Genomic DNA, 16,205 nt, shown 5'->3' with positions numbered 1-16,205 from the left:
AGTAGTTGCCTGCACGAGCTGGCGCCCGGCCGGGGTAGAATACTATGATGACCTCTTCTGAGAACACCGAGCCTACTGAGGCGACTGCGCCTGCCGAGGCGCCCGAGACAATTGAAACACCTGAGCCGACCGAAGTAGCCGAGCCGACCGAGACACCCGCTGCCGCTGAGGCCGCAGTGGAAAGCGAAACCGCAATTGCAGCCGAGCCTGCCACTGAGAATGAAGCCGCTGCGAACGAAGCACCCGCGAACGATGCCTCTGCAGCTGAGACCGTTGCCGAGTCTGAGACCGTAACTGAGGCTCCGGCAAAAAAGAAGAAGGCACCCGCCGAGGCCGCGCGAACTACGTTTGACGACCTGGGGCTGAGCGCCCCGATCCTGCGCGCAGTAAAGGGGCTTGGTTACGAGACCCCGTCAGCGATTCAAGAGGCAACGATCCCGACCCTGCTTTCGGGGCGAGACGTTGTTGGCCTCGCGCAGACCGGAACCGGTAAGACGGCTGCGTTTGCGCTGCCGATTCTGTCGCGCATGGAGCCGGGTAAGGGAACCCCGCAGGCGCTTGTGCTTGCGCCGACCCGTGAGCTTGCCCTGCAGGTGTGTGAGGCGTTCGAAAGCTACGCTGCGCACCTGCCAGAGGTCCACCTGCTGCCCGTTTATGGCGGCCAAGCGTACGGCCAGCAGCTTTCTGCGTTGCGCCGCGGCGTCGACATTATTGTCGGCACACCGGGTCGCATCATGGACCACATGAAGCGCGGCTCGCTTGACCTTCGCCAGATCAAGTATCTTGTGCTCGACGAGGCCGATGAGATGCTGAAGATGGGCTTTGCGGAAGACGTGGAGACGATCCTCGCGGACACACCCACCGAGAAGCAGGTTGCACTGTTCTCAGCGACGATGCCAGCGCAGATTCGCCGCATTTCACAGCAGTACCTTGACGACCCCGCTGAGATCAAGATCGCTGGTAAGACGCAGACAAGCGCGAGCATCACGCAGCGGTACATCGTGGTGTCATACACACAGAAACTTGACGCACTCACGCGTGTGCTTGAGGTCGAGAACTTTGACGGCGTTATCGTCTTCACTCGCACACGTAACGACACCGAGCAGGTTGCCGAGAAACTGCGTGCTCGTGGCTACTCCGCCGCCGCGATTAATGGCGACGTGCAGCAGGCCCAGCGCGAGCGCACCGTGCAGGCATTGAAAGACGGCAAGCTCGACATCCTCGTCGCGACCGACGTTGCCGCTCGTGGACTTGATGTTGAGCGCATCAGCCACGTCATCAACTACGACCTGCCGATCGACACCGAATCGTACGTGCACCGCATCGGCCGCACCGGTCGTGCTGGCCGCACCGGTGACGCGGTCAGTTTTGTGACGCCGCGCGAGCGCCGCATGCTGAAGTCGATCGAGAAAGCGACTAAACAGCCGCTGACCCAGATGCCACTTCCCGGCATCGAAGAGGTCAATGCGACAAGACTCTCACGCTTCGATGACGCTATTACGGCGGCACTCGACGAGACCTCACGCATCGACCGCTTCCGCGACATCATCGCCCATTACGTGCGTAATCACGATGTGCCAGAGGCCGACGTTGCCGCCGCACTCGCGGTGGTTGCACAGGGCGACACCCCGCTGCTGCTCGACGAGGCCGACGATCGTAAGTTTGCTCGGGATCGTGCGCAGGCTGCGAAGTTCCTTGACGATAGTGGCGACCGCCGCGATTCTGACCGACCTGAGCGGGCACCTCGTGGCGAGCGCCGTTCCGATCTGCGCATGTACCGCATTGAGGTTGGGCACCGCCAGAAGATCAACCCCGGCCAGATTATCGGTGCGATCGCGAACGAGGGTGGGCTCACCCGCGACGACTTCGGTCGTATCCAGGTGCGCGATGACTTCTCGCTTGTGGAACTGCCGGCATCGCTGTCGTCCTCAGCGCTGTCTGCTCTTGAGCAGACTCGCATCAGCGGCAAGCTGATCGAACTGAAGCCAGATAACGGCCCTGCCCCTCGCGGCAAGGGCTGGGAATCGCGCGGGGATCGCGGATCCGACCGTCGTGGTGGTGGCGGATACCGGGATGACCGTGGGTCACGCGATAACGGTGGCTACCGCGGTGATCGAGACAACCGCGACAACCGCGGAGGTAGCTACCGCGGTGACCGTGACAACCGCGGCGGTGGCTACCGCGGTGATCGCGATAATCGTGGCCCTCGTGACGGCGGTGGCAATGACCGCGGTGGTAACGACCGCGGCCCACGTAAGCCACGCTGGTAGTTCTCTCTGCTAGGCAGAATCAACCGCCCCGGCCCCTAGACATTTTGCTTTGTGTTCGCGAAGCTTGTGTCAGGGTCGGGGCGGTTTTTGATGCCCTACACTCCAAAGAAAAGAGTGGCGGATGCGTATCGGCTTCATCATTGGCAGTTTGTCGGCTCAATCGATCAATCGGCGATTGCTGCACGGGCTGCAAGAGGTCATTGGTAATCGGGCAGAGCTTGTCGAACTTCGTATCGACGAGTTGCCTCTGTACAACCGCGATCTTGACGGCCGGTTTCCGGAATCTGCGATCAATTTCAAGCGTCTTCTCAAAGAGGTTGACGGGTTGATTATTGCGACACCGGAATACAACCGCTCGATGCCCGCGGCCCTTAAAAATGCGCTCGAGTGGGGATCTCGACCTGGTGGCCAGAATGCCTTTCCTGGAATCCCCGTAGGAATTATCGGGGCGTCGACTGGCAGGCTTGGCACAGCGCTCTCCCAACACCAGTTGCGCGAAGTGCTCGCTTACCTCGACATGCCAACGCTCGGGCAACCTGAGTTCTACCACACCTTTGACGCGGCACACTTTGACTCAGAAACAGGTGCCGTTAGCGACACAAACCTGTATCGCCGTCTGGGAGATTGGGCGACAACGTTTTTTGACCACGTTGAGAAGCATCCTCGAGGGACGGAGCGGTCATGACAACCCCAATTCCTGATGACATTCGTGCGTATCAAAACGGGCTTGATTCCGAGGCGCGTGCAATCTGCGATGTGCTGCTCGAAGTGATCGAGCGTGAGCTGCCCGATGCGGATCGTAAGGTGTGGCATGCTCACCCGGTCTGGTTCTTCGAAGGCAACCCGGTAGTGGGATACTCGCGGCTGAAGGTCTCGGTGCAGCTGCTGTTCTGGAGCGGGCAGGCTTTCGAAGAGGCCGGGCTCGAGGTTGAGGGCAGCTTTCAAGCGGCGCAGGCCAGGTACACGGATCCCTCGCAGGTGGACCTCGTTGCTTTGGGGCGATGGTTATCGAAGGCTCGCGATATCCAGTGGAACTACCGCGACATCCGCCGCAATCAGGGCCTCGTACCCTTGCGCGGCCTGCCGGGTGCCCCTGCCGCGACTGGCTGACGCACGAGTGGCCAGGTAATCGACGAGCGGCCCACATATATTCGCGTTGGTAAGGGGTGGACTCGTCGGTAAGCGGTGCAATCGTGGTTAGCCGAAGCGACCGCCGGGGCGTTTTCAAGCAAGCCTGCCAAGAAACGTTGCGATGTCTTTGCCGAACTCCAGCGTGGGTCTGCCTGGCACTTCGATCCGGAATGCACGCAGCCTTCTCGCAAATACCGCTGCGGTCGTAAGGTCCTTCGCTCCCCAGCGAATTCCACGCATGCTTGTGGTGCCCTCAATCCAATCGTGCCGTAGCTTTTCCTCGTGAACCACCTCTGCTGCGCTCCTGCCATTGAGCATGTCTGTGTTGAAATACTTCACCTTTCCATCACACTCCCCGAATACGTTGAAATCGGGGAGCTTGAAATCTAGGTACAGGGTTCCACCGTTCTCGGCGGGGATCGGTGTCTGGAGCTCAACCCGAATGCCCAGCTGGTGCATACGAAGTCGGCTCACGCTTTCTAGGGGAGACTCCGAGCCCGGATCCGAGAGGATAGCGAGATTACGCACGACTGCCATGCCACGACGCCGAGGGTGGTTGAGCGTATAAGCAATGAGCTGGGCGCGCCATTCATGCCAAGATGTCTCGTCGATGACCCTGTTGGTGCTGAAAAGCTTGTTTAGTAGTGAATCTGTGCAAGCGAGGGCGATTCCGAAAGGCTCCGTTCGTGCAAGATCGATGATGGTCCGAACTGCTGAAGTGCACGTAAATCCTGCAACACTGCCGACCTCTTCTGGGCCGAGCTCACCGCGGTGGATACTCAGGAAACCGCTGACTGTTCCGTGTCTTGCGGGTTTGGTGAGCGCCACAACCTTTGGGTCTGTGAGTTTGTCTGGGGGTTTATTAAAAACGCGCTCCATCCATGCCGACCACACCGGTAGACCGTGCAGCGTCGCGGCAGAACGATGCGAAAAAACTGGTGTGGTCTCCGCCGCGCCGCTGGCAGCGATCATGGCAAGTAGGTGCTGATTCGCCATTGAAGCTGAAGTCCAAGTCTCTTGACCTGTGTACCAACTGCGGCGCAACCGTATGATGTCGCCAGTTTTCACATGGTGTGTGATGTCTCGCTCGGTGAGGCCAGACCACAACAAGTCTTGTGTGCGCACAAGACTGCGTTTGAGGTGGGCAATTTTGCTGTGAGTGACGGGCTCGGATTGAGGCATGACACCAGCGTGGCTGATTTGCAGGCCGAGCGTGACTGGTTTACGAAATCTGTGGATAACTCAAGGCTGTGAGCTATTCGGCACCGTGAGGTATTCAACGCTGTGAGCTACTCGAACGTGGTGAGTCCAGGCCAGAAAACTACGCACGAACGCCCAGGTTACCGACGAGCGGCCCCCTTAGAAACCTGTTGGTAAGGGGGCCGCTCGTCGGTAACCTGGACGCTCATCCGGGCTGGGCCGGACGGGCTCAGGCAGACCGGACCCGGCCGAGCCAGGCCCAGTCCGGCCCGGGCAGACCAAGCCAGACCAGGCGCCAAGCCCGGCCCAGAAACCAGCCCCTACCCGCTGATGACGTGGGGCTCAGCCACTGCTTTCAGACCTTCAACGCCGAACTCCCGGCCGTAACCCGACTGCTTTGCCCCGCCGAACGGGATCATCGGGTGCAGGCCACCGTGTGAGTTGATCCACGTGGTGCCGGCCTGCAACCGAGCGGCAACCTCAAGCGCCTTCGCACGATCCGACGACCACACCGACGACCCGAGGCCAACCTCAAGCGCATTCGCCAGGCGCACCGCCTCGTCAATGTCGGAGTAGCGGATAATCGGCAGCGCCGGCCCAAACTGCTCCTCAAGAACAAGCTCGTTCTGCGGGTCGATATCGGCGATAAGAGTCGTTGGGTAGAAGTTGCCGACGGCTGCGCGGTCAGGATCGCCGCCGAGCACAACGCGCGCGCCCGACGCCTTGGCGGCCTCAACGAGCCGATCGACCACATCGAACTGGGCGCGGTTTTGCAGCGGCCCGAGCACGTTGTGCTCTTCGAGCCCAACGCCCATGGGAACCTTCGCAGCGACATCAGCGAGTGCTGCAACGACCTCGTCGTAGACGGAGTCGTGCACGTAGAGACGTTTGAGCGCGGCACAGGTTTGGCCCGTGTTGATGAACGCACCCCAGAACAGGTCCTCAGCAATGGCTTTTGGATCCACATCGGGCAAAACGATGCCTGCGTCGTTGCCGCCGAGCTCCAGTGTGAGCCGCGTGACGTTGTTTGCGGATGCTTCAATAATGCGCTTGCCGACCGGGGTTGAGCCGGTGAACATAATCTTGTTGATCTTCGGGCTGCGAGTAAGTGCGTCGCCCACTGTGCTGCCGGGACCCGGCACGACGTTCAAAACGCCCTCGGGCAGCACCTGGTTCATGACGGCGATGAGTGCTACGACGGAAAGCGTGGTCGTCTCAGCGGGTTTCATGACGACTGTGTTGCCCATGCGCAGCGCGGGTGCGATCTGCCAGATGGAGATCATCATCGGCCAGTTCCAAGGCGAGATCGCCCCGACAACACCGAGTGGGCGGTAGTGCATCTCAGCGTAGCCGGAGTCGTCGTCAACGAGCACCTCAACGGGTAGGGGAGTGTCTGCCGGGGTGCGCGTCCACACAACACAACCGCCAACTTCAAAGCGAGCGTTTGGTCCGTTCAGCGGTTTGCCCTGCTCACGTGAAAGTAGTTCAGCGAGTGCCTCGGAGGACGCCTCGATCGCGTCGGCGGCCTTGTGTAGGTACCCGCGGCGCTCGTCGTCACTGAGCGCCGCCCAAGACACCTGAGCCGCAACGGCCTTGTCGATAGTTGCCTCGAGGGCTGCAACATCTTGAACGGGTGCGGTGCCGATCAGCTCACCGGTTGCGGGGTCAAACACCTCGCGGGTTTCACCGCTGGTTGGTGTGATGGCTGCGAGCAGGCTTTCGTAGGTATTCATGGATCCTCCACTTCGAGTTATAGATCCACTCTATGCTGCCCCCAGAACAACGGCTTGACTCGCGCGGAAGCCCGGTTGACGATTCGGGCACACTCGCGGCACTGGCACCGGTTGCACACTCACCCCGCGTCGCGCGCAAGTCGTCGCACGACCGTGAGGCCGAGGATCGCCGCGAGCACCGCCCCCGTCGCAATACTGCCCGTCATGGTAAGCGCAGACGTACCAGCGAGCGCGGACACAACCGGCGCGGCTACGGCCCCCGCCGTGAACATCGCCATGCCGAACAGCGCCGAGGCGGTGCCTGCCCGTGCCCCGTGGCCACCGAGCGCGAGGGTTGTGCCGTTGGGTCCGCCGAGACCCGCAGCCCCGAGGTACAGAACGAGCAACACGATGACGACGGGGCCGGGAGCCCCAAAGAGGGTTGCTGTGAGCAGCCCAATCGCGGCTACTGCCCCCGCGACTTGTCCGCTCAGATACATACGCACTGTGCCGAGGCGGGCCACCGAGAGTCGACTCACTTGTGCGCCCCCGAGTTGTGCCAGCGCGTTGAACGCGAAGACCAAGCTGAAGAGTTGCGGTGTGAGGCCAAACTCTCCCTGCAGCACAAAGCTCGACATGGACAAATATGAGAAGAAGGCGACTCCGCTGAGGCAGGCCGCGATCATGAGCGCAACGAACAGAGGATCCCGCATCACAGCAACAATCTGACCACCCGTCGTGCCCAGCACGCTGCCCGAGTGCCGCCCCTCAGTCAGTGTCTCGCTGAGACCGAACTGCGCCACGATCACGAGCACCACGCCAACCCCCGCGAGTACAAAAAAGATACCGCGCCAGTCCATGATGCGCGCAAGCTGCCCGCCGACCACCGGGGCAATGATCGGCGTGAGTGAGGTCACTAGAGCGAGCAGCGAGAGCATACGTGACAGTTCGATCCCGTGAAACAGATCGCGCGCAACGGCCATGCTGATCACGACACCCGCGGACCCAGCGAGCCCCTGCAGCAGGCGCGCGATCAGCAACACCTCAATCGTCGGGGCAAACGCGCAGACCGCCGAGAACACAGCAAACAGCACCACACCAGTCACCAGCGGGGGTTTTCGCCCGAAGCGGTCCGAGAGCGGCCCGGCAATAAGTTGCCCAATTCCGAGGCCGATCATACACACCGACATGGTCGCCTGCGCGAGTGCGTCCGAGGTATCGAGGGTGCGCGCGAGCTGGGGCAGCTGGGGCATGTAGAGGTCCATGGAGAGTGGACCGAAGGCTTCCAATGCGCCGAGCACGAGGGTGATGCGGAGCAGGCCCATCGGCTTACCACCGGGGACGAACGGATGAATGGCCCGGCTCCACGGCGGCTCATCGAGTGAGGATCCGTCGCCACCAGCTGTCGCGCGCCTCGAGCGCCGCCCGAGAAACTATGGCGTCGGGTGAGAACCCGCTGAAGCCGTGGTAGCCACCCGACCAAACGTGCAGTTCTGCCTCACCACCCGCGGCCCAGATGCGGCTCGCGTACGCGACACTTTCGTCGCGGAAGATCTCTGCCGATCCCACTTCAATAAACGCGGGCGGCAGGCCCGCGAGGTCAGTTGCGCGTGCGGGGGCTTGGTAAGCGGTGACCCGATCGGTGCCGCGATCCTCGCCGAGTGCGGCGTCCCAGCCCGCATCGTTGTTATTGCGGTCCCACGCGCCGAGGCCGTCGTACTGCCAGCTTGAAACGGTGCTGTTGCGGTCGTCGATCATGGGGCAGCCAATGAGTTGTCCGGCGATCGCAGGGCCCCCGCGGTCGCGGGCGAGCAGCGCGACGGCTGCGGTGAGCCCGCCGCCGGCGGAGGCGCCGGTGACGGCGATCCGCGAGGCGTCGATGCCGAGCTCTTGCGCGTGCTCGGTCATCCAGCGCAGCGCTGCATAGCAGTCCTCCGCCGCGGCGGGCGCCGGGTGCTCGGGTGCAAGCCGATACTCGACCGCGACCCCCACGGTGCCGAAGCGCTCGGCGAGGTCGATCAGCTCGCCGGTCGCAAAGAAGCGGGTGCCGAGCACGTAACCGCCGCCGTGGATCGCGAGCACACCCGGGGCGGGTCCGTCGGAGGTGTGTTCGGGACGCACGATCGTCACCGCGACCTCCGGCGCTCCGGGCGGACCCGGAATGACGCGGTGTTGCCACGTTACCGCGCGCCCCGCGGCCTGCACCTCGATCGCCGGAATCACCGTCTCGAAGTGGGCGCGATTTTCGAGGATCGTGTCTGCGCGCAGCGGGGTCTGCTCGACGAGGTCCATGAACGCGGCGAGGCCCTCGGCGAGTTCTGGGTCGTAGGGCACCGGCGCTGGCCGAGTCGTGGGTTCTGCCGCTCGGTACGGCGCATTCTCGGGGTCAGCCACGCGCCTCACCACCGAGGATCCTGCGCAACCACGAGTCGCGTGAGGCAAGCGCCGCGCGGCTGACCTCGGTCTCGGGGTGTACATGTCGAAACCGTGGCAGCCACCCGACCACACGTGCAGTTCGGCTTCGCCGCCCGTTGCCCAGATGCGGCTCGCGTAGTCGACGTCTTCGTCGCGGAACATTTCTGCGGCACCCACCTCGATAAACGCGGGCGGAAGCCCGGAGAGATCCGTTGTTCTTGACGGTGCTGCGTAGGCGGGGGCATTGCCTGAATACGCGAGTTCTTCGCCGAGTACACAACGCCAGGCGAGCAGGTTCTCTGCGCGCTTCCATGTGCCGATGCCGTCGTACTGCAGCGATGACACGGTCGAGTTGGTGTTGTCGAGCATGGGGCAGAGCAGCAGCTGCCCGGCAATCGCGGGGCCGCCGCGATCGCGAGCCATGAGCGAAACAGCGGCCGCGAACCCGCCGCCCGCGCTGCCACCCATCACCACAATGCGGTGTGGATCGCCGCCCAGTTTCGCCGCGTGTGCCGCGACCCAGGATGTGGCCTCGTAGTTGTCCTCGATCCCGGCCGGAAACGGGTGCTCGGGTGCAAGGCGGTACTCGACGTTGACCGCGATGACCCCGTGTCGCGCAACGAGGTCGACCAGACGGCCGTGTTCCCAGCTGCGGTGGCCAACGATCATGCCACCACCGTGAAAGTTGACGAGCAGAGGCAGTGCGGTTGCTGCTCGTTCCTGCGGTGCGAACACCGTGATTTCGAGGTCCGGGGCACCGTCGGGGCCGGGAATGACCAGTTCTTCTGCGGTAATGGGGAGGCCCGCCACTGCGGCGGCACTGTCGGGGAAGGCGGGGCTAGCGCCGCGGGAGAGCCGCAGGGATTCCTCGCTCAGCGGGGGCTGTGGGGGCATGGCCCCGAGCGCGAGCTCGACCTCCGCGTCGAACGGCACCGGGGTGATTGCCGGGAAGCCAAGGGCAGTCGGCGTGCCAAGGGCGGTCGGTGCGCCAGCGGCGACCGGTGTGTTTGTTGTGCTCATGGTTATGGTCCTTCCGGGTTGACGAGGCCACGGTCGGCCCAGAACGGTTCGACGCGGGATCTGATGGTGTCGGACCCCACCCTGTCGAGCAGTTCCAGGCTCGCGAGGTTCGCCTCCAGCTGCGTGACGCTCGAAGCGCCAAAGAGGGTGTTGGCCGTGGCTGGGTGCGTGAGGGTGAACGCGATCGCCAGCTGAGCCGGTGTGCCACCGAGTTGCTCTGCGAGCGCGACAAAACCGGGTACGTCGTCGATGATGCGCTGTCGGATCCCGCCCGGGTCTCGCCCAACCTCACGCTCCGTGCTGACCTTGCCCGCGAGGTATCCACCCTCCAGCACGTCTGAGGCCTGCATCGAGAGCCCCCGTTGCCACAGCGCTGCAAACGGTTCGCCATCGGGAATCGAGCGTCGCGACACGCTGTACTTCAACTGCGCGATCTCGGGTCCCGCAATACCCTCGGCAGCGGAGATATCGAGCAGAGTCGCGATGTTCGACGCCGACCAGTTGTTGACCCCCCATGCGCGAATCAGGCCAGCGCTTCGCAGCTCAGTAAGGCTCAACACAATGTCGCGCAGAGCGACATCATCGCGACGCAGATCGCCGAGAATCACTAGGTCGGCGTGCTCGCACCCAACACGAAACAGGGCCCGTTCAAGCTGTGGCCTGAACCCCGCATCGTGATCCCACCCCTCCAACCACAGCTTTTCTGACAGTAGGTAGTCGTTCCGTTTGATACCCGCCGCCCGCACAATGGCAGAGAACAACACGTCGGTGAACGCGGGCGGACCCTCGGGTACCCCGTAGACACCAACGTCGAAGAGGTTGATGCCTCGCTCGACGGCGGTGCGCACAAGCTCGACGGCGTCTTCAAAGTGCATGCGATCGTAGACATGCCAGGACCCGAGCGCAAAGACCGAAGCTTCGAGCTCACTCTGACCAATGCGACGACGGGGAATGGGGGCGGTGTGCATAGTTGTCCTTCCGATGGTGTGGCTGGATGGTGCGCTGGGCGGCTTAGGGGCGAGAAGTGAGCCGCGGATCGATGACGGCTTTCACCTCACCGAGTCGGTGCATGTTCGTAATGCGATCGCTCGCCTGCTCAAGGCCGCAGGGCTCCGAGAACAACTCGTCCCAGGGAAAACGCTCCGCGAAGACACGAAAGAACTCGATTGAGCGGTAGTAGTCGGAAACGTCGCCGTTGAGAGACCCGACGACGGTGAGTTCCTTGCTCATGATCGCTGATAGGGGGATTGGTGCGCCCGCTGGTCCCGTCGAACCGACGACCGTGATGGTTCCTCGCTGCGCCGCCATTGCGATCGCCTCGGGTCCGACACTGGGGGCGCCCGCGAAGTCGAGTACAAGGTCGGCACCGCGGTTTGCAGTGATCTGGGCGACTCGGGCGATGACCGCCTCGGAGCCGTCTGCGATATCAACCGTATGGGTTGCCCCGAACCGTTCAGCGAGTGCGAGGCGCGAAGGGGGCGCGCCAACCGTAATCACGGTGCCCGCCCCGAAATGCTCGCGACCGCGGTTGCGAACAGGCCGAGGGCACCGGATCCCTGCACAACAACAGTGGATCCTGCGCGAACTCCGCCGGCGCGGTCGAAGGCGCGCAGCACGGTCTTTGCTGCGCACCCGGCGGCCGAGGCCCAGGTGTCTTTCACCTCGTCCGGGAGACGCAACTTCTGGGCACCCGGGGTAACGTACGCGTACTCCGAGAGGCCCGCGGTGGCGAACGGGTGGCGATCTGAGCGTTGCAGAAAGCCATAGCCGCGTTTGCTGCACGCAACGGGTTGGCGAAGCACCGTGCAGCCGAAGCACTCGCCGCACACTGATTCCGACCAGCCGATGCGGTCGCCCAATCGAATTGGCTCGCCGAGCGCATCGGTGGCTCCGTCTCCGACGGCGATCACCTCACCCACCATCTCGTGGCCGAGCACCACTGGCAACATGCCGGGGAAGGTCATCTTGCCCTCCCAAATCTCGATGTCAGTGCCGCAGAGGGTGGTGCAGGTGATGCGCACGAGCGCTGCCCCTGGCTCGACCGTTTGGGGGAGTGGGAGCTGCCGGAGTTCAAGTGCCTCACCGTGCTCGGTGAGTACGGCCGCGAGGGAGGAAGTTGGGATCGTCATTGAGGTTCCGTTCCTGGTCGATCCGGCTTGGCGTCGTTGCGGGGTGCCGGGATATGCTTTTATTCTACATACGTTGACCGAAAACGGAAGTGCCACTTCTGCGGTCGCACTGCCCGAAGGAGTAGCAATGATGCGGCGCGTGGAGCCCCCACTGGTTAATGAACGTCCACTGATTGATTCGGTGGAACCCGACAGGCCAGTGGAAGCGACAGAGAATGCGGATCTTGTGCTGCGAGGGGGAACGGTGCTTGTGCTCGACGCCGTTGGGAGCCGTGCCGAGGCGGTTGCTGTTTCTGCGGGGCGCATTGTTGCGGTCGGGAGCTCACAAGATATTGAGACTTGGATTGGAGCTTCGACGCGGATAATTGAGCTCGGTGGGCGCACGCTGATGCCAGGGGTTAATGACTCGCACCTGCACGGCAGCTGGCTCGGCGCGCGCTGGCCGCACACCCTTTTTGGTGCACCTGATCCCGAGGCGGCTTCCCAGATTGCCGGGCCGCTTGTGAGTGATCGGGCCGGGCGCCGCGCCGCGATCCTCGGGGCTGGGCGGCTGCTCATCGAACTCGGAATTACGAGTTACACCGAACCCGGCATTGGTCCGGGGAGGATCGCGGTGAGACGGGGTGCTTTCATAGCGAAGTGATCGACGTGTACCGTGAACTTGCCGCCGAAGGGCTGCTGCTGCAGAGGGTGACCCTGCTCGCGCTATACGGAGTTCTTGATGGCCCAAGTGACCTGGACGTGGTGTTGGCGGGTATCCGAAAAGAAGCGCGGCGTCGGGCAGAGGCCGATCTCAGGTGGCTGAATATCTCAGGGGTCAAACTATTCGGAGACCTCATTCCGCCCATGCGTCAGGCCTGGACCGATCACCCCTACGATGACGGCACACACGGCGATCTGCTGATCTCGGCGACTACGATCGAACAGAAGGCAGCGGGCCTCCGAGCGATGGTCCGGGCGGCGCACCTGGCCGGGCTGCAGCTCGGAGTGCACGCCACGGGGGATCGCACGATCCAACTGGTGCTCGATACGATTGCGGAGGCCGCCACCGAGTCGGGTGCCTTGGGTTCGGCCGATCTCGCGCACACGATCATTCACGGGGACCTCGCTACATCGCAGCAGATCGAGCGCATGGCGGAGCTTGGCATCTGGCTCAACGCGCAGTCGGGAGTTGCGGCCGAAACCGTTGGGTGGCTTGCGGCTGCCCTGGGTGACGATGTTGCGGACGAGGCGTGGCGGTTCGCCGATGCGCTCGCAGCTGGAGTGCTCGTGCTGTCATCTGACGCTCCCGTGCTTGGTTTTGATTGGCGGCGAGGGATTGCTGATGCTGAGGCGAGGATCGAGGCTTCTGGGGCGGCCTGTGACCCCGGCTCCAGGCGAGCACGCCTGCATCAACTGCTGCGCGCCTACACCGCGATCCCCGCCCAGCAGGATCGCGCGGCCTGCTGGAAGGGGACCGTGGAGCTTGGCAAGGTGGCTGATCTGGTGGTGCTCGCCGAGGATCCCTTTGCGGTGGGGGCTGCCGGGTTGCCGGAGGTTGAGGTTGACCTTACGGTGCTTGATGGGAGGGTTGTGTTTGAGCGGGCGTAGTGTGCCTCAGGAAGGGGCTTGTGGGTTTACGTCAGCAACTGCCCGCCGTCGACCGGCAGGCTGATCCCCGTGATGTGTTTGGATCCCTGGCCGGCGAGAAAAACAACCGCGGGGGCGATGTCGCCCACCTCAGCGAGGCTGCCGAGCGGGATCCTGTTTGCCCATGCCGCGCGCTCGGTGGATCCCTCGGGCATGCCCTGCTGCAGCATTGGGGTGAGCACGGGGCCAGGGGCAACCGCGTTCACCCGAATGCCGTGGTCGGCAAGCTCTATCGCGGCCCAGCGGGTGATCGAGTCAACCGCAGCTTTGCTTGACTCATAGGCACCCATGCCGGGGGTCGGCTGACGGCCACCGATCGAGGAGATGTTGACGATTGTGCCGCCGCCTCCAGCGGTGATGCGGTGCCTGGCGAATGCCTGCGTCATGACGAATGTTCCAACGATATTGACGTCGAGAATTGTGCGGAAATCGTTGGGATCGAGTTCCGTCACGGTGCCGTGCACTGACAGGATGCCGGCGTTGTTGACGAGCACGTCGATGCCACCTGAGGCTTCGAATGTCTCGAATGCTGCAGTGACGGCTTGCTCGTCGGTGATGTCGAGTGGGAGTGCTGTTGTCCCGAGTGCGGCGGCTGCTCTGCGTGCCGCCTCAGCGTTCGAGTCGGCGATAACTACACGATCCCCGGCTTCGAGAAAGGCTTGAGCGATGCCCTGGCCGATTCCGCCTGCGCCGCCGGTGACGAGAATGGTGCGGGGTGTGGTCACGGTGACTCCTGTGTCTGTTGAGTGGGGCTTGTCTGGTGGTGAGAAGATGCTCACGGCTGATATTATACGAACGTAGAAAATAAAAGTCGATACCGCGGCTCAGGAAACACTCGCGCCGCGTCACGTGCAAGGAGGCACCTGTGGCACTCGCAGTAGAGGTTCCCGTTCGTCAGCTTGGGCCGGGAGGACCCGTTGTTCCGGTTGTAGCTCTCGGGTCCTGGAATATCTGGGATCGAATGGTGACCGAGGATCGCCTCGCGCTCATTCAACGCGCGGTTGATCTTGGTGCCGGCTTCTTTGACGTGGCCTATTACAACATGGGACCGCACGCCGAGGCCTCGCGCACGGACTTGCTCTTCGGTGAGGCGATTCGCGAGATTGGTCTTGCGCGCGATGCATATCAGCTCTGCGGCAAGCTCTGGCTGTGGGAGTATCCGCAGACCGGGTTTGCTGAGCAAATGCGCGTTTCGCTCGACCGCATCGGCGCGGGCAGGAGTGGACCGGAGTCGTTCGAGACCGTTGTTGTTGGCGATTTTGTTGGAGATGTCGATATTGCTCAGGTGGTGCGAGATGTGCAGTCGGAGCTTGATGCTGGGAGTTTCACAAGCTGGGGCGTGAACAATTGGCCCGCCCAGGCCCTGCAGCTGGCACTCGATACGGCAGATGAAGAGTCGCTCACCCCGCCGAGTTTTGCGCAGCTGAAGTACGGCCTTGTGCGGCGAAGCATGGCGGAGGGTCGTATTACGGTGAGTGGTTCGGTGATGGCACTCTTGCGCTGCAAGCCTCTGACACGTTTGAGGGGGAATCCTTGTTGGCAAGCTCCGCCCTGATCGGAAAATTGGTGCCGATGTTGGTGGAATTCGTGAGCGCATCGTTGCCGCCTATCCCAGGGTGAAAAGGATCGCCGATTCCCTCGGGGCAACACCCGCGCAGCTCGGCATTGCGTTCTGTCTCGCCAATCCTGCAACCGCCAATGTGCTGTTCGGGGCATCAAGCGTTCGGCAGCTTGAGGACAACCTCGGGGCGATCGCGCTGCTGGAGGCGGTTGGGGTAGACCGTGTGCGCGAGGTTACAGCAGAGCTCTGGTTGGATCGCGAGGTGCGGCCAGACGGGGTTTGGGGATCCTAGTGGTGTTGTGCCGAGAGAAACTCGATTGCCGTTGAGCGAAACTCGGGGCTGTCGAGGGCCTCGCGGTGATCCCCGGGGACTCGGGTAATTGAGGCGTGAGGGAGCCTCGCGGCCAGATCGTCAATACCCTGCGTGAGTGCGTCACGGCTGCCCGTCACAAAGAGGGTGGGGACTGTCGGGCTCTCGAGCTGCGGTGTGAATGGCTCTGTGGCGAGGCCCTGAATGAGTAGCGCGAGTGACGCCGTGTCTTTTTCCGGGGCGGAAATGAGGTTGGCCATCATGCCGACGAGTGGGCTCTGGGGTGTGGTGCCGGTGAGCGCTCCCCGAAGTTCGGTCGGATCAACTGCTGAGAACGGATCGGTGGGGCTTAAGCCTCCCAGTACGAGGCGGCGCACGTGTGGGGAAACCAGTGGGAGTTCCCAGGCAAGTCGCGCTCCCAGGGAATAACCGATGACATCAAACCCGGTTGCGCTGAACCCGGTGCTCTTGTGTTCAAGTGAGATCGCGGTGTCGATTGTGTCGAGGATCGCGGTGACGGTCGCTGTTGTGGATGCTTCGCTAGCGGAAGTCAGTGGTGGGTTGCTGCCGTGGGCGGGGAGATCGATAGTGATGGCGGATCGGCCGCCCTCATTGAGTGACTCTGCCCATCCGGTGGAGAGGTAATCCTCGTTTGAGTTCGATGCAAAACCGTGCAGCAGTATGACCGGTGGCCGATCCTGTTTGTTGGCGGGAAAGTGGCGGAAGCTGAGCGACATGGTGGCCCTTTCTGCTGAGTGCTGTAATGCGCGGCGGGGTTTTGCGAAGAGCGGATGTTGATGAGCAAGACTCTACTGCGCTGGACATTTA

The 16,205-nt window shown here is 62.7% G+C and carries 16 protein-coding genes; 7 read left to right on the top strand and 9 right to left on the bottom strand.

The window, feature by feature from the left end; all coding sequences use genetic code 11:
* Positions 1–47: 47 nt before the first annotated feature.
* The 3 genes from G7066_RS10730 (at position 48) to G7066_RS10720 (ending at position 3,380) form a co-directional block, all read left to right on the top strand.
* On the top strand, positions 48–2,270 hold the full coding sequence (locus G7066_RS10730; RefSeq protein ID WP_244303397.1) for a DEAD/DEAH box helicase: 2,223 nt from the start codon (positions 48–50) through the stop codon (positions 2,268–2,270).
* A gap of 121 nt (positions 2,271–2,391) precedes the next feature.
* Entirely contained in the window at positions 2,392–2,955 is a 564-nt protein-coding gene (locus G7066_RS10725) for an NADPH-dependent FMN reductase (RefSeq protein WP_166331015.1), read from the top strand.
* Positions 2,952–3,380, top strand: a complete 429-nt coding sequence (locus tag G7066_RS10720; RefSeq protein WP_166331013.1) for a DUF1801 domain-containing protein — start codon at positions 2,952–2,954, stop codon at positions 3,378–3,380. The genes G7066_RS10725 and G7066_RS10720 overlap by 4 nt, the downstream gene beginning before the upstream one ends.
* Before the next feature lie 114 nt (positions 3,381–3,494).
* Here G7066_RS10720 and G7066_RS10715 read toward each other — a convergent pair whose 3' ends face one another.
* From G7066_RS10715 to G7066_RS16260, 7 genes are all read right to left on the bottom strand, one after another.
* Positions 3,495–4,583 (bottom strand): type IV toxin-antitoxin system AbiEi family antitoxin domain-containing protein, encoded by a 1,089-nt coding sequence (locus G7066_RS10715; RefSeq protein ID WP_166331011.1) that lies wholly within the window; start codon positions 4,581–4,583, stop codon positions 3,495–3,497.
* Positions 4,584–4,921: 338 nt separating this feature from the next.
* Positions 4,922–6,334 carry an aldehyde dehydrogenase family protein gene (locus tag G7066_RS10710; protein ID WP_166331009.1) on the bottom strand — a complete coding sequence of 471 codons (1,413 nt, stop codon included), beginning with the start codon at positions 6,332–6,334 and terminating at the stop codon, positions 4,922–4,924.
* Between the two features lie 119 nt (positions 6,335–6,453).
* Complete coding sequence (locus G7066_RS10705; protein ID WP_166331007.1) at positions 6,454–7,638, bottom strand: multidrug effflux MFS transporter; 1,185 nt, start codon at positions 7,636–7,638, stop codon at positions 6,454–6,456.
* Between the two features lie 49 nt (positions 7,639–7,687).
* Positions 7,688–9,748, bottom strand: coding sequence for an alpha/beta hydrolase (locus tag G7066_RS16270; protein WP_244302924.1), 2,061 nt, complete (start codon positions 9,746–9,748; stop codon positions 7,688–7,690).
* A gap of 2 nt (positions 9,749–9,750) precedes the next feature.
* On the bottom strand, positions 9,751–10,716 hold the full coding sequence (locus tag G7066_RS10690; RefSeq protein WP_166331005.1) for an aldo/keto reductase: 966 nt from the start codon (positions 10,714–10,716) through the stop codon (positions 9,751–9,753).
* Positions 10,717–10,759: 43 nt separating this feature from the next.
* Positions 10,760–11,245 (bottom strand): zinc-binding dehydrogenase, encoded by a 486-nt coding sequence (locus G7066_RS16265; protein ID WP_244302923.1) that lies wholly within the window; start codon positions 11,243–11,245, stop codon positions 10,760–10,762.
* Complete coding sequence (locus tag G7066_RS16260) at positions 11,242–11,877, bottom strand: alcohol dehydrogenase catalytic domain-containing protein (protein ID WP_244302922.1); 636 nt, start codon at positions 11,875–11,877, stop codon at positions 11,242–11,244. Before G7066_RS16260 ends, G7066_RS16265 begins: the two co-directional genes overlap by 4 nt.
* Before the next feature lie 127 nt (positions 11,878–12,004).
* Here G7066_RS16260 and G7066_RS16255 point away from each other — a divergent pair, with 127 nt between their 5' ends.
* Together G7066_RS16255 and G7066_RS10680 are read left to right on the top strand one after the other, a co-directional pair.
* Positions 12,005–12,520 carry an amidohydrolase family protein gene (locus G7066_RS16255; protein ID WP_244302921.1) on the top strand — a complete coding sequence of 172 codons (516 nt, stop codon included), beginning with the start codon at positions 12,005–12,007 and terminating at the stop codon, positions 12,518–12,520.
* Positions 12,517–13,467 (top strand): amidohydrolase family protein, encoded by a 951-nt coding sequence (locus tag G7066_RS10680; protein ID WP_244302920.1) that lies wholly within the window; start codon positions 12,517–12,519, stop codon positions 13,465–13,467. Before G7066_RS16255 ends, G7066_RS10680 begins: the two co-directional genes overlap by 4 nt.
* A 26-nt stretch (positions 13,468–13,493) precedes the next feature.
* Here G7066_RS10680 and G7066_RS10675 read toward each other — a convergent pair whose 3' ends face one another.
* The gene (locus G7066_RS10675) at positions 13,494–14,285 is read right to left on the bottom strand and encodes an SDR family NAD(P)-dependent oxidoreductase (RefSeq protein ID WP_244302919.1); all 792 of its coding nucleotides are present in this window, start codon (positions 14,283–14,285) and stop codon (positions 13,494–13,496) included.
* An 86-nt stretch (positions 14,286–14,371) separates the two neighbouring features.
* Here G7066_RS10675 and G7066_RS17060 point away from each other — a divergent pair, with 86 nt between their 5' ends.
* Positions 14,372–15,061 carry an aldo/keto reductase gene (locus tag G7066_RS17060; RefSeq protein ID WP_280116158.1) on the top strand — a complete coding sequence of 230 codons (690 nt, stop codon included), beginning with the start codon at positions 14,372–14,374 and terminating at the stop codon, positions 15,059–15,061.
* A 61-nt stretch (positions 15,062–15,122) separates the two neighbouring features.
* The gene (locus G7066_RS17055) at positions 15,123–15,359 is read left to right on the top strand and encodes an aldo/keto reductase (protein ID WP_280116157.1); all 237 of its coding nucleotides are present in this window, start codon (positions 15,123–15,125) and stop codon (positions 15,357–15,359) included.
* Here the strand turns inward: G7066_RS17055 and G7066_RS10665 are convergent.
* Positions 15,356–16,114, bottom strand: coding sequence for an alpha/beta fold hydrolase (locus tag G7066_RS10665; RefSeq protein WP_166331003.1), 759 nt, complete (start codon positions 16,112–16,114; stop codon positions 15,356–15,358). The two genes, G7066_RS17055 and G7066_RS10665, sit on opposite strands and share 4 nt — an antisense overlap.
* Positions 16,115–16,205: the final 91 nt, after the last annotated feature.

Source organism: Leucobacter coleopterorum (assembly GCF_011382985.1).
GTDB lineage: Bacteria > Actinomycetota > Actinomycetes > Actinomycetales > Microbacteriaceae > Leucobacter > Leucobacter coleopterorum.
This window is presented reverse-complemented; position numbering and strand designations above follow the sequence as displayed.